This window comes from Pseudomonas sp. NPDC087615 (assembly GCF_044743445.1).
GTDB classification, from domain to species: Bacteria; Pseudomonadota; Gammaproteobacteria; order Pseudomonadales; family Pseudomonadaceae; genus Aquipseudomonas; species Aquipseudomonas baetica_A.
In genome coordinates this window covers 148,830-161,795 of record NZ_JBIUWM010000004.1, presented here as the reverse complement: position 1 = coordinate 161,795, position 12,966 = coordinate 148,830, and the positions used below count along the sequence as shown (strand labels likewise).

Sequence of the window (12,966 nt, the reverse complement as noted above, 5' to 3'; positions counted from 1 at the left end):
GCAGCTCGGGTCAACTTCGGAGACCTTGACGATCATGCCTTCCTGACGCAGGGACTGGGCCGAGCCCTTGCCCACGTCACCGTAACCGATGACCAGCGCTTGCTTGCCGGACAGCAGGTGGTCGGTACCGCGCTTGATCGCGTCGTTAAGGCTGTGACGGCAGCCGTACTTGTTGTCGTTCTTGGACTTGGTCACCGAGTCGTTGACGTTGATGGCCGGGATTTTCAGCTCGCCCTTGGCCAGCATGTCCAGCAGACGGTGTACGCCGGTGGTGGTTTCTTCGGTCACGCCGTGAACGCGATCCAGAACCTGTGGGTACTTGTCGTGCAGCAGTTGAGTCAGGTCGCCGCCGTCGTCGAGGATCATGTTGGCGTCCCATGGCTGGCCATCCTTCAGGATGGTCTGTTCCAGGCACCACTCGTACTCTTCTTCAGTTTCGCCTTTCCAGGCGAAAACCGGGATGCCGGCAGCAGCGATAGCGGCAGCAGCCTGATCCTGAGTCGAGAAAATGTTGCACGACGACCAGCGTACTTCGGCACCCAGGGCAACCAGGGTTTCGATCAGCACGGCAGTCTGAATGGTCATGTGGATGCAGCCGAGGATCTTGGCGCCTTTCAACGGCTGTTCGCCGGAGTACTTGCGACGCAGACCCATCAGGGCTGGCATTTCCGATTCGGCGATGATGGTTTCGCGACGGCCCCAGGCAGCCAGGGACATGTCGGCCACTTTGTAATCGTTAAAATCTGCAGGCGTGATAACAGCGCTCATGAAGAGCCTCCATTCGTAATGTATGCGAATGGGCGCCGTTGTGCGTTTAGTGTCCGGCCCAGGCCAGTCAACGCCCCATCCGAGCCTGACAGGTTGAACCTGCTGCAGCGCCCCTCGGACAGGTGGCGGGAAAACGGTAGCAAGTGAACGTTACCGTTTTGAAACGGGGGCGATTATAGCTGTCTAGACTGATCTTCCAAAGGCTTTCTGTCGGCCAAATGAAGATCGCCAATGGCGACCATAGTCGAAGGCTCATGGAGCATGACCGATCAGTCTGCCAAGATGGCGCCCATCTTTCGGCAAACGCTCAGGAGTGAACATGAATTTCCACACCCGCAAATGGGTAAAACCCGAAGACCTCAACCCCAACGGCACCCTGTTCGGCGGCAGCCTGTTGCGCTGGATCGACGAAGAAGCAGCGATTTACGCCATCGTCCAGTTGGGCAATCAGCGCGTGGTGACCAAGTACATCTCCGAAATCAACTTCGTCAGCGCCTCGCGTCAGGGCGACATCATCGAGCTGGGCATCACTGCCACCGAGTTCGGCCGCACCTCGATCACACTGACCTGCGAAGTGCGCAACAAGATCAGCCGCAAGAGCATTCTCACCGTCGAGAAAATGGTCTTTGTGAACTTGGGGGAAGACGGCTTGCCGGCCCCGCATGGGCGGACCGAGATCAAGTACGTCAAAGACCAGTTCAAGGACGATGAACGGGTCACTCCGTAACATCGGCAGCGAGCAAGTCACTCTCCCACAGTTTCAGCGCAGCCCCTGTGGGAGCGGGCTTGCCCGCGAGGGCGGTGTGGCAGGCGGCGAAGATTTACCCGCCTACTGAACAGCCATGAACGCCGGAGGTCGTAGCTAAAAGCCCCCACCGGTTCCGACGCTATGACAACCCCTACAGACGGCAAGACCCCTGACCTCTCGGCCAAAGAGCAAGACGATGTCAAGGAAAGCCAACCGCCCCGTGCGGCGGTGCTGCACGAAATCATTCGCTCCCAAGGTGATCATGAACTGGAGCGCAGCATCGCTGCGTTGTGGTGGTCGGCGCTGGCCGCCGGGCTGACCATGGGGTTGTCGCTCATGGCCATGGGCTTGCTCAACTCTCGCTTGCCCGCAGGTGAAGAGTTCAAGGTGATTGCCAGCTTCGGCTACTGCGCCGGTTTCCTTGCGGTCATTCTCGCCCGCCAGCAACTGTTCACCGAAAACACCCTGACTGCCGTGTTGCCGGTGATGAGCAAACCCACCCTGGCCAACTTTGCTCGTCTGATCCGCCTGTGGACAGTGGTGTTGGTCGGCAACTTGTGCGGCACCATTCTGGTGGCTTACGGGATGCTGGAACTGCCGATTTTCGATAACAATACGGACTTGGCCTTTCTCGAAATCGGTCGCAAGGTCATGGAAAACCAGCCGAGCCAGATGTTTGCCAAAGGCATCGTTTCAGGCTGGATGATCGCCACCATGGTCTGGATGATTCCTTCCATGGAGAGCGCGAAGATCTGGATCATCATCCTCATCACTTACCTCATGGCGCTCGGCGATTTCACCCATATCGTGGTGGGTTCGGCAGAAGTGTCGTATCTGGTGTTTGCCGGCGAGTTGCCGTGGAGTGATTTCTGGAAGGTGTTCGCAGGGCCGACGCTGGCCGGGAACATCATTGGCGGTAGTTTCATCTTCGCGCTGATCAGTCATGCGCAAATCCGTAGCGAAAGCCGGCCAGTGGAATCCGCCGGCCCTGACGACGCTTATGGCAAATCGAAGAAGGATTGAGCGCGGTCAGGCTACGCTGTTGAAAGTGCCTTGCACAAAGCGCTCATCATGTTCGGCCGGTCAGTCTGAACATGGCTGATCAGTGCGATCTCTCGGTCATACCGATCATTGCCAACCCGGCTCACGGCACATTTATGGCCCCATTGTTCAAAGCCGGACCAATAAGGCACGAGGCTCACGCCAAGACCTCCAGTCACGAGCATGGCGATGGTCTCCAATGCATCCAGATCTACCAACGGCGTCGGTATCAATCCATGGTCCGCCAAATAATGTTCGGCATGCCGCCCACCCCACGAATCAGGGTCGTAGCGGATGTACGGTTGGGTCATCAGTTGGGTCGGGATGCTATCGGCGCTCTCTTCCTTCGACAGAAACACCAGAGGTTCCTTGCGTAGCGATACCGCCTGCAGGGCTTTAGGCAACTCAAACGGCGGAACGACGAGGATCGCAGCGTCCACTTCTCCCGAAAGAAGCGCTTGATACAACGACCGCGATGTTCCTGGCACGATGACCGGCGTGAGCCCCGGCGCCAACTCGGTCAGTGCTCGCAATGCCCCCGGTAGAAGCCCCGTGAGAACAGTAGAAACAGCGCCTATTCTCAACTGCCCGGTAAGCCCCCGCACGTCAGCATCTGCGGCCAGTAATTCGATTTCGCGAACGATGCGTTTAGCTCTGGGCAATAAACCAAGGCAGGCTTGACTCGGCTTGGCTGCGTGCCCGACGCGAGATAGCAGCTCAAAACCGAGTTGCCGTTCGAGCGCGAGCACTCGCTGGCTGATCGCTGCTGCCGTCAACCCTTCGATGCGTGCGGCATGTGCTATGGAACCTGACTCCACGACGGTGATGAGGCTCTTCAAGTAACGCGTATCCATAAGAAATACTTTCGATAGCGAAAAAATTACATGCTATCTCTTTTGATATAAATCGCACAGTCTTCAACTCGCCAGTAATTTCCGTCTTCCGGCGATCTTCAGGAGCTACCTATGCAGTCTATTTTTCATATTGCTATTCACGTCAGCGATCTGGAACTTTCCCGCCAGTTCTATGGTGAGTTGCTGGGATGTGAGGAAGGTCGTAGCACCGATACCTGGGTCGATTTCAATTTTTTCGGGCATCAATTGTCGTTGCATTTGGGAGAACCCTTTAGGGTCAGTAACACCGGGAAAGTAGGTGAGCACGACGTACCGATGCCCCATTTTGGCGTGATACTCCAGATGTCGGACTGGATTGTTTTAAAAGACCGTTTGATCAAAGGCCGGGTGAAATTTGTCCTGCCCCCCAGCATTCGTTTTCCAGGAGAGCCTGGTGAGCAAGCAACCATGTTTTTTCTGGATCCCGCCGCAAATCCTATCGAGATAAAGGGCTTCACTGATTTGCAGTCAGTTTATGCCGCTTGAAGTTTTCATGTAGTGCACTCCCATCAAGTGCTTTTCGAAGGGAAGCCCAAGGAGCGGTATGCAAACCATTAATAACGCAGACGCCACAGCCATTTCGCAAATGGTGCGTTCTGGTGTCGTGAGCGCAGAGACAGTCGCCGAGCACTTTCTTGAATGTGTCGAATCGCAAGAGCGAAACATAAATGCGTTTGTTTCCTTCGACCCGGACAGGGTGCGCAGTCAAGCTTGCCAATTAAAAAACAGCGATGCGAAAGGCCTCCTGGCGGGTGTGCCCGTGGGGGTCAAAGACATCTTTGACACCATGGATCATCCCACCCGTTTTTACTCCCCCATCTATGAGGACAACCGGCCTTCGCGTGACGCCCATGTCGTCGCGCTTCTGCGCCAGGCCGGAGCCGTCATCATGGGCAAGACCCATACCACCGAATTCGCTTACATGCATACCGGTCCAACCCGCAACCCACATGATCTTGACAGAACTCCAGGAAGTTCAAGTGCCGGTTCGGCAGCGGGAATGGCGGCAGGCTTTTTTCCGATCGCATTGGGCTCACAGACAGCCGGATCATTGATTAAGCCAGCATCCTATTGCGCACTGTATGCGTTCAAACCTTCGTATGGGGTGATTTCTCTAGAGGGGGTCAAACCCTTGGCGCCGAGCTTCGATACGGTGGGTTGGTATGGCCGCTCCGTGCGTGATCTGGAACTGATGGCTCAAGTCTTGATCCCGGGTTTGGCGAAGCGTGTTCATGACCGTCGTTTATGTACGTTCGGCTTCTGTCGTACGGCCCGTTGGGATCAGGTTGACGAGGATGTGGCGAAATCACTGGACGCTGCTGTTGAAGATCTGCGAATGGCGGGACATCAAGTGAGCGAGGTGTTGCTGCCTGAGGAGTTTGCAGCGGTATTTGATGACCATCTGCTGATAAACGATTGCGAGGGCGCTCGTTCATTGGCCAAAGAACTGCAAGCGCATCCTGACAAACTAAGTGAAGAATTATTGGCCATGATCGAGCGCGCCAGTCTGACGACGTGGGAGCAAGAGTCAGCGGCAAAGAAGCGTTTGGCAACGTTGGCCACGGTGTTGGAACCGATATTCGAGCCTTTCGATGCCGTCCTGGGGGCAAGTTGTGGCATCGTCGCTCCGATGGGCCTCGGCGCCACCGGACCTTCCGATTTCAGCAAGTTCTGGATGGCGTTTGGCTTGCCCCAAATTAACCTCCCTCTCGTTCGCGCTACCGGGGCGTTGCCGGCAGGACTTCAAATGATTGGAAGTTTTAGGGGCGACAGTGTTCTTTTACACGCCGCGGAGCAGGTTGATGCGGTGCTGAGAGCTGCTGGTTAATACGCAGGCGCTGTGGCATCTGCTCGGGATGCTGAGCAGGCCGTCGCAGAGCGAGTGCTCTGCGACGGTGCCTGATTGAGCTGTCAGTGTGCTGAATCGGCAGCGCTGACGTTCTGTGCACGGGTCACCCCGCGAACGACGCGGCCAATGGTCAGGCCCTGAAGCAGGATCGATGACAGCACCACGATGTAGGTGATGCTCAGCAGCAAATCACGCTCTTCTCCCAGTGGCAGCGACAGCGCCAGGGCCACCGAGACCCCGCCGCGCAACCCGCCCCACGTCAGCACGCGGATGGTACCGCGTGGCACGGTGCGCCAGCGCCGCAACAGCAGGATCGCCGGGGCCACGGTGAGCAAGCGCGACAGCAGGATCGCCACCGCCAGCAAGCTCGCCGCTGCTACGTGCAACCAGTTGAACGGCAGCAACAACAGCTCCATGCCGATCAGCGCGAACAGCAGGGCGTTGAGCATGTCATCGAGCAACTCCCAGAAGCCGTCGAGGTATTTGCGCGTCATGTCGTTCATCGCCAGGTTGCGGCCCAGGTTGCCGATGATCAGTCCGGCAACCACCATCGCAATCGGTGCCGAGACATGCAACTCACTGGCCATCGCCGAGCCGCCGATCACCAGTGCCAAGGTCAGCATCACTTCGATCTGGTGCTGCTCGATGCTCTTGATCATCAGATAGACCAGATAACCGATCAGCCCACCGAACAGCACGCCGCCGATGGCTTCGTGAGCGAACAGCATGGCCGTGGCGCTGACGGTCGGGGTTTCGCCGAGTTGGGCAATGCCCAGCAGCACGGTAAACACCACGACGGCGGTACCGTCGTTGAACAGCGACTCGCCGACGATGGTGGTTTTCAGCGGTTTCGAGGCATTGGCGGTACGCAATACACCGAGCACCGCGATCGGGTCGGTGGGCGAAATCAGCGCACCGAACAACAGGCAGTAGAGGAAGCTCACGTGCCAGCCGAACAGCGCGAAAATGTAGTAGGCAAGGCTGCCGATCAGCGTGGTAGCGATCAAGACACCGAAGGTTGCCAACAGACCGATAGGCCAGCGATAGCTGCGCAGGTCATTCAGATTGACGTGCAAGGCGCCGGCGAACAGCAGGAACGACAGCATCCAGTTCATCAGCAGATCGCCGAAGTCGATCTGGCCGATCAGTTGCTGCACACGCTCTTCGAGGCCGGGATAGCCGAGCACGCTGAGGCCCTGCAGCAGCAAGGAAAACATCAGTGCGGTCACCATCACGCCAATGGTCGGCGGCAGGCCGATGAAGCGGAAGTTGACGAAGGTGAGCAGGGTGGTGAGGCAGATGAAAGCGGCTACGAGCTCAAGCATCCGGGGTCCTTGGGATGAGGTATGGAAAGACAGCGCACCGATTCTTCAGTGCAAGGGTTGGATGGGCTGAGTCAGGCTTGGGACACAGTGACGTGTGATCCGATCAAGAGACCTTCACCCCAGCCCTCTCCTGGAGGAAAGGCAACCAGTGCTGTTTATCGGTGCGCAACGGAGTGAGGCGTGATCGCTTGCGGTATAAACCGCTACTGACGCATCACGAATAAATAACCTGACTGACGGGTGCAGGGTCAACCACAAAAAAGGAGTGGGGTGTGCTGGCGACGACTTTGGTGTTGATAGCGGCGCTGCTGCATGCGGCGTGGAATACCCTGATCAAATTCAGCGCCGAACGGCTGCTGGTGGTGGCGTGCATGGACACCGTGGCGCTGTTGTTTGTCGCTGTCGCGTTGCCTTTTGTGAGCTTGCCTCCCGCAGACATCTGGCCGTGGATTCTGGCTTCGGCAGCCTTTGAGTTGCTGTATCGCTATCTGCTGATTCAGGCGTATCGGGTCGGCGATCTCGGGCTGGTCTATCCGCTGATGCGGGGTTTGTCGCCGCTGGTGGTGCTGGCGCTGACGCTGATCTTTGCCGGTGAGGAACTCAGCACTCGGCAGATATTCGGCATCATGTTGATTCCGTTCGGGATGGCATGCCTGCTGTGGCAGGGCGGCGGCGGTAAACATTTACCGTGGTCGATGCTGCCCGTGGTGGCGCTTATCGGCCTGTGCATTGGTTGTTACACCTACATCGATGGTCAAGCGTTGCGGCGCTGGTCGCATCCGCTGGATTACCTGGTCTGGGTCACGCTGCTCAGCGCCTGGCCATTTCCCTTGCTGGCGTGGGCCGCCAAGCGCTCGGCGTTCATACAGTTCTGGCGTGAGCAATGGAAGTTGGGGCTGGCGGTCGGGTTCTGCGTGTTGTTCAGCTACGCTCTGGTGCTGTGGGCGATGCAATTGGGCTCGATTGCCGAGGCAGCGGCGTTGCGCGAGATCAGCGTGATCCTGGTGGTGCTGTTCGGCATGCGATATCTGAAAGAACCTTTCGGTCGACCGCGGCTCTTAGCCTGTGGGCTGGTGCTGATCGGCATGCTGGTCATGAAGTTCTGACCGCCCGCAAACCCTATCACTCGAAAAAGGATGGCGTTATGACGGTGGCTCTATGGTGTGTGTTGATCGCGATCTTTTTGCCGTATGTGTGCACGATTGTGGCCAAGGTCTCGGGCGGTTTCAGGCTGAGCGACAATCATGATCCTCGGGATTTTCTCGACAGCGTCGATGGCGTAGCCCGGCGGGCGCATGCGGCGCAGATGAACAGCTTTGAGGTGATGCCGGCGTTTGCGGCGGCGGTGATCGTTGCGCATCTGGTGGGCACGGCGCAGTTGGTGACGGTCAATGTGCTGGCGGTGCTGTTTATCACCAGTCGCCTGCTTTACATCATCTGCTATCTGGCGGACTGGGCGATTTTGCGGTCGCTGGTGTGGTTTGTCGGGATGGGGTTGATTGCTTCGTTCTTCTTTGTGTCGATCTGATTTTTTTGGGGGGCTGCTGGCCCTTTGCGAGCAGCGCGCTCACACAGGGGATGTATTCCAACTGTGGGAGCGGGCTTGCTCGGGAAAGCGCGAGTAACCTAAGGTTTGTTTTTGGCTGTGTCTGCCACCTGCGGCACTTGTGGCAACGCGACACCTTTGGGCCAGAGCATCCAGATCTGCCCCTGCTGCTTCATGTCCCCGGCCAGTTGCCCGGCTGCATCTCCAGTACCCCAGAACAGATCCGCACGAACCTCGCCGGCAATCGCGCCGCCGGTATCCTGCGCGGCGACCGGGCGGACCAGGGCCGTGCCGTCCGGGCGGGTGGTTGACAGCCACAACAGGCTGCCCAACGGAATCACCTTGCGATCCACCGCTGCGCTATAACCGGCCGTTAGCGGCACGTTCAACGACCCGCGGGGGCCTTCATTGCTGTCCGGGTTGCGCGTGAAGAACACGTAGCTCGGGTTGCTGGCCAGCAGTTCCGGGATGCGCGACGGATTGGCCTTGGCCCAGTTGCTGATCGCGCCCATGGTTACGTCTTCTTTCTTCAACTCGCCTTGCTCGACCAGCCAGCGGCCGATCGGTCGGTACGGGTGACCGTTCTGGTCGGCGTAGGCGATGCGTAGCTGCCGTCCGTCCTGGGTCTGAATCCGTCCCGAACCCTGGATTTGCAGGAATTGCAGATTCATCGGGTCGGTGAGGTAAGCCACCACGGGGGCTTTCACGCCTTTGGATTCGATGGTTGCTGCATCGTCATAAGGCTTGAGCACCCGGCCTTCGAGACGACCGCGCAAACGCTTGCCCTTGAGCTCAGGATAAATGCTGTCGAGGGAGACGATGATCATGTCCTCCGGTACGCCGTAGACCGGCACATTGGCCGTTTCGGTTGGCGTCAGGCTGCCGGGGTAGACCGGTTCGTAGTAACCGGTGATCAAGCCATTGGGGTTGTCATTTTCGGCCCGCAGGCCGAAGACATCCAGATTCTGTTTGAGGAAGGCACGGATCTCGTTTGCGCTCTGCGAAACATTGGCCGCCGCTGCGCAGGTGGCGCCCCAGACCGGATCTGCCTTGAGTCGGGTGCAGGCGCTGCGCCACGAACCGAAACCGGCCACCAGATCGTTATCGGACACCGCCGGCAATGCTTCCCAGGTTGCGCTGGAATAAGTGGCCAACGCGTGGGTTTTCGGTTTGGCGTCGTCGTCGCCGCCGGTACAGCCAGCCAGTATTGCCAGCAGCGGAAGAGTTGCGATCAGCGGGTGACGCCAGGCCTTTAAGCGGCTGTTCATGGAGTGATTCCTGTGCCGGTTGCCCGAGAGCTCCATGCGCTCAAGCAACCCGTATTTTTAATAGGGCTATTGGTGTTTGTTGGTGAGGCGAGGATACTGGCCGCCGAATTCCGTGACCTGAAGCCACCATGACTCTTAAAAGAATTTCTGTTGTATTGCTGGCCTGTATGACCTTGTCCGCCTGTGGCGGTGTCGATCCGAATTCCCCGCTGGGTCAACGCAAAGCGATCTTCAAACAAATGCTCAAGACCAGTGAAAACCTGGGCGGGATGTTGCGTGGGCGCGTTCCGTTCGACGGGCCGAAATTCGCCGAAGGTGCCGTCAAACTCGATGCGTTGTCCCATGAACCCTGGAAGCACTTCCCGCAGGTTCGCGAAGAAGATCACACCAGCGCCAAAGACGATGTCTGGCAGAACCAGGCCCGTTTTCAGGACATGGCTCGCACCCTTGAAGCAGCGACCGGTGAGCTGGTGATCGCCAGCCAGGTTCAGCCCTACAAGGCCAGTAACCTGGGGCCTGCGGTACAAAAAGTTGAAGATGCCTGCAGCGCTTGCCATAAAAAGTTTCGGGATCATTGATTTTTGTAGCCTGACGCCATCGCGGGCAAGCTCGCGATGGCGTCAGGCAACTTTGCCGGCTTCTTATTTATCGATTTCGTCCAGCGCTTCCTGCAATTCCTTGCGCGCCTCGGCCAGTTTGTCTTTGCGTTTGTTGATCTTCTCGGGATCGCCTTTCTTCATGGCTTTGTCCAGATCAGCCTGGCGCTTGCTGACTTCGTGTTTGGCATCGAGCACCTTGTTTTCGCGCTCTTTCTTCAGGCCGGCGTCGGTGCAATGTTCGGTGACTTCGCGCAGCGCCGTTTCCAGTCCTGTCTGCTGATCGGCATTGCCGCGCGACTTGGCCTGCTCGATCTGATTCATGATGCCTTGCTTCTTGGCTGCGCAGCCGGTCAGGCCCGGAGCGTCTTCAGCGGCCATCACGGGGGCGGCCATCACACCGCAGAGGGTAAGCAGGGCGAGCGGTGCAAGAAATTTCATAAGAGCTCCATGTGCAAGGGCAATCGGGTCGGTTGGGCGCTGCGCTGTTGGAGCGCCTCGGTGGCCGTTGGGTTCCCGGGCGCCGGGTTTGCATGTTCAGAAACCGTCGATTCCGGCGGTGTGTAAGGTTTCGCTCAGTGCCAGCACCTGCGGGTCGCGGAAGAATGCGCTCAATTGCGCTGCGCGACCGGGGCCAATGCCTGGCTCTGCCTGCCATTGTGCGGTGTCTCGTTGTGCCAGCGCCTGCCATGAGTCAGCCAGTTGTGCCTGGCCGGTGGGCGGTAAACCCAACGCTTTGAGCCATCGTGCAAACGGTTGTTGCCGTGCACTGCGAAAACTGACCATCAGGCGCACGCTGCTGCGTTCGCCAAAGCCGGCAATGTTAGCAAGCTCTGGCTCGTCGAGGGTCAACCAATCCAGCAGGTTGTTCAGACGGCCTGTTTCCAGAAGTTTCTCCCAAGTGCCTCGGCCGACCTGCGACATGGCCAGCCCCTGTTTGCCGCTGAGCCACGTCAAGCGAGCGAGAAACTGGGTTTCGCAGCCCGCTGTTGGTTGCCAACAGCTGAGTGCGTGAAATTCGCTGGAGTCGGGGATGTAAATGGCTGCGCGTTCGGTAGTGCGCAGCACAACACTGTCGAGGCGTGGAATCGTCAGCCCGGCGAGACTGATTGCCACCTGATCGCCGGGGCGAATGTCCAGTTCCTGCCAGCGTTTCAGAGAGCTGGCGCTGACCCGTTTGATCTCCCGGTCGTCGAGCATGACGGGTGTCAATTCGAGTACGGGGGTGATGCGCCCGGTGCGGCCGATTTTGAAATTGACCTTGCGCACGTCGGCCAACGCCTGAGCGAACGGATACTTCCAGGCGATGGCCCAGTAGGGCGCACGCGCCTGCCAGCGCTCGGCGGACGGCCGCTGGCTTTGGCGCAGAACGACGCCATCGCTGGCAAACGGCAGGGGCGAACGGTACCAGTGATCGCGCCACTTCTGCGCGTCTGCGAGGTGGGCGACGGGATGGCTGTATCGCTCGGTCGAGGCGAAACCCAATGTCGCCAGGGTGGATGATCGTTCGGCCAGATCCAAAGGCCCTTGCGGCCAGTCCCAGACGAACAATCCGATCCCTGCCGCTTGCTCCGAACTCAGGGCTTTGCGGCCCATCAATCCGGCCACGATTGCGCGGGCGTTGACGCTGCCGGCGCGTGCTTGCACATGCTCGTTCAGACGCCAATAGAGTTCGCCTTGCACGAGCAAATCCAGCGGTTGCTGCAGTTGTTGAGGAATGGCGCCGATCTTGCGCGCCGACGCGGTCCAGTCCTGCCCGCTGATGCCGTCTCCCCGACTGATCGCCTGGTGCAAACGTCCGCCGCGATACATCAACGTCACTGCAACACCATCGACCTTGGGCTGTACCCAGACATCCTTGCGATCCCGAAGCCAGGCTTCTACCGCCTCGGCTTTATGCAGTTTATCCAGACCGGTATGGGCGATGGGGTGTGCAACTGTGCCTGAGGCTGCGCGCAAAGGCTCGGCAGTCAATGGCAAGTTGAAGCACTGGCGCCAGTCGCTTAGTCGCAAGCGCGATTGGTCGTAGAGTTCGTCGGCAATCAATGAGCGGCCTTGGCGGTGATAGGCGTCGTCCCATTGGTCGATCTGGTTTTGCAGGGTAGTGATTTCGCGTTGGGCTTGGGCCGGAGGCCAGTTCGGGCATTCAGCTTGGGCGTTGAAACTGTGGAGCGTCAGCAGCAACGTCATCAACAGGCGCAGTGTGGCAAACATCGTGAGCGTCCTTGCTCAAGGGGAATGCTTGAAGGCTAGGCGAGGATTCCAGATTGGGTGTGTGGGGTGTTTTGCGGGGTGTTTCTGATCGGGGATTGATGTCGCCTGTTGGGGCTCTTCGCAGGCAAACCTGCCACAGGTGTATCGGTTGAATTCAGAATTGCCTTTCGGGCAAGAAAAAGCCCCGCACGGCGCGAACCGTGCGGGGCTTTTCATGCCGCCAGGGAGTTACAGGCCAGCAGCAGAACGCAGGGCGTCGGCGCGGTCGGTTTTTTCCCAAGTGAAGGTGGTGAAGGTGTCTTCGCCAACAGTCTTGGTTTGCGGAGTGCGACCGAAGTGGCCGTACGCTGCGGTTTCCTGGTACATCGGGTGCAGCAGATCCAGCATGGTGGTGATCGCGTATGGGCGCAGGTCGAACACTTCACGCACCAGTTTGACGATCTTGTCATCGCTGATCTTGCCGGTGCCGAAGGTGTTCAGCGAGATCGATGTTGGCTGAGCCACACCAATGGCGTAGGACACCTGGATCTCGCAACGCTCGGCCAGGCCGGCAGCGACGATGTTCTTGGCAACATAGCGGCCAGCGTAAGCCGCCGAACGGTCAACCTTCGATGGATCTTTACCGGAGAACGCGCCGCCGCCGTGACGGGCCATGCCGCCGTAGCTGTCGACGATGATCTTGCGACCGGTCAGGCCGCAGTCACCTACCGGGCCGCCA

General features: G+C 58.6%; 14 protein-coding genes and 1 riboswitch. Of the genes, 7 read left to right on the top strand and 7 right to left on the bottom strand.

All coding sequences use genetic code 11. From position 1 onward, the window contains the following. Positions 1–768: adenosylhomocysteinase (locus ACIOU6_RS04235; RefSeq protein ID WP_401134095.1), on the bottom strand; the 768-nt coding region annotated here is incomplete at its 3' end. Positions 769–791: 23 nt separating this feature from the next. Beyond that, positions 792–890, bottom strand: a riboswitch (S-adenosyl-L-homocysteine riboswitch). A 197-nt stretch (positions 891–1,087) separates the two neighbouring features. Here ACIOU6_RS04235 and ACIOU6_RS04230 point away from each other — a divergent pair. Together ACIOU6_RS04230 and ACIOU6_RS04225 are read left to right on the top strand one after the other, a co-directional pair. After that, positions 1,088–1,495: a hotdog domain-containing protein gene (locus tag ACIOU6_RS04230; protein ID WP_221732351.1), complete on the top strand. Its 408-nt coding sequence runs from the start codon at positions 1,088–1,090 to the stop codon at positions 1,493–1,495. Positions 1,496–1,657: 162 nt separating this feature from the next. After that, complete coding sequence (locus ACIOU6_RS04225; protein ID WP_401134093.1) at positions 1,658–2,539, top strand: formate/nitrite transporter family protein; 882 nt, start codon at positions 1,658–1,660, stop codon at positions 2,537–2,539. 11 nt (positions 2,540–2,550) lie between these two features. On the opposite strand, the gene ACIOU6_RS04220 is transcribed toward ACIOU6_RS04225, so the two are convergent. After that, a complete protein-coding gene (locus ACIOU6_RS04220) occupies positions 2,551–3,411 on the bottom strand; it encodes a LysR substrate-binding domain-containing protein (RefSeq protein WP_221732349.1) in 861 nt (286 codons plus the stop codon). 111 nt (positions 3,412–3,522) lie between these two features. Between ACIOU6_RS04220 and ACIOU6_RS04215 the strand changes: the two genes are divergently transcribed. Further along, positions 3,523–3,936 carry a VOC family protein gene (locus tag ACIOU6_RS04215; protein WP_221732348.1) on the top strand — a complete coding sequence of 138 codons (414 nt, stop codon included), beginning with the start codon at positions 3,523–3,525 and terminating at the stop codon, positions 3,934–3,936. A 58-nt stretch (positions 3,937–3,994) separates the two neighbouring features. After that, the gene (locus ACIOU6_RS04210) at positions 3,995–5,278 is read left to right on the top strand and encodes an amidase (protein WP_401134090.1); all 1,284 of its coding nucleotides are present in this window, start codon (positions 3,995–3,997) and stop codon (positions 5,276–5,278) included. Between the two features lie 83 nt (positions 5,279–5,361). On the opposite strand, the gene ACIOU6_RS04205 is transcribed toward ACIOU6_RS04210, so the two are convergent. Continuing rightward, on the bottom strand, positions 5,362–6,624 hold the full coding sequence (locus ACIOU6_RS04205) for a sodium:proton antiporter (RefSeq protein WP_221732346.1): 1,263 nt from the start codon (positions 6,622–6,624) through the stop codon (positions 5,362–5,364). A gap of 272 nt (positions 6,625–6,896) precedes the next feature. On the opposite strand from ACIOU6_RS04205, the gene ACIOU6_RS04200 reads away from it, so the two are divergent. Then, positions 6,897–7,730, top strand: a complete 834-nt coding sequence (locus ACIOU6_RS04200) for an EamA family transporter (protein WP_221732345.1) — start codon at positions 6,897–6,899, stop codon at positions 7,728–7,730. Positions 7,731–7,768: 38 nt separating this feature from the next. Further along, positions 7,769–8,152, top strand: coding sequence for an MAPEG family protein (locus tag ACIOU6_RS04195; RefSeq protein WP_221732344.1), 384 nt, complete (start codon positions 7,769–7,771; stop codon positions 8,150–8,152). Positions 8,153–8,250: 98 nt separating this feature from the next. Here the strand turns inward: ACIOU6_RS04195 and ACIOU6_RS04190 are convergent, their stop codons facing one another. Continuing rightward, positions 8,251–9,438, bottom strand: coding sequence for a murein transglycosylase A (locus ACIOU6_RS04190; RefSeq protein WP_401134086.1), 1,188 nt, complete (start codon positions 9,436–9,438; stop codon positions 8,251–8,253). Positions 9,439–9,566: 128 nt separating this feature from the next. Between ACIOU6_RS04190 and ACIOU6_RS04185 the strand changes: the two genes are divergently transcribed. Further along, positions 9,567–10,016: a cytochrome c gene (locus tag ACIOU6_RS04185; RefSeq protein ID WP_221732342.1), complete on the top strand. Its 450-nt coding sequence runs from the start codon at positions 9,567–9,569 to the stop codon at positions 10,014–10,016. A gap of 63 nt (positions 10,017–10,079) precedes the next feature. On the opposite strand, the gene ACIOU6_RS04180 is transcribed toward ACIOU6_RS04185, so the two are convergent. The 3 genes from ACIOU6_RS04180 to ACIOU6_RS04170 form a co-directional block, all read right to left on the bottom strand. Next, complete coding sequence (locus ACIOU6_RS04180; RefSeq protein WP_221732341.1) at positions 10,080–10,475, bottom strand: DUF1090 domain-containing protein; 396 nt, start codon at positions 10,473–10,475, stop codon at positions 10,080–10,082. 96 nt (positions 10,476–10,571) lie between these two features. Next, the gene (gene ligB / locus ACIOU6_RS04175) at positions 10,572–12,248 is read right to left on the bottom strand and encodes an NAD-dependent DNA ligase LigB (protein ID WP_401134082.1); all 1,677 of its coding nucleotides are present in this window, start codon (positions 12,246–12,248) and stop codon (positions 10,572–10,574) included. A gap of 228 nt (positions 12,249–12,476) precedes the next feature. Next, positions 12,477–12,966: methionine adenosyltransferase domain-containing protein (locus ACIOU6_RS04170; protein ID WP_401134079.1), on the bottom strand; the 490-nt coding region annotated here is incomplete at its 5' end.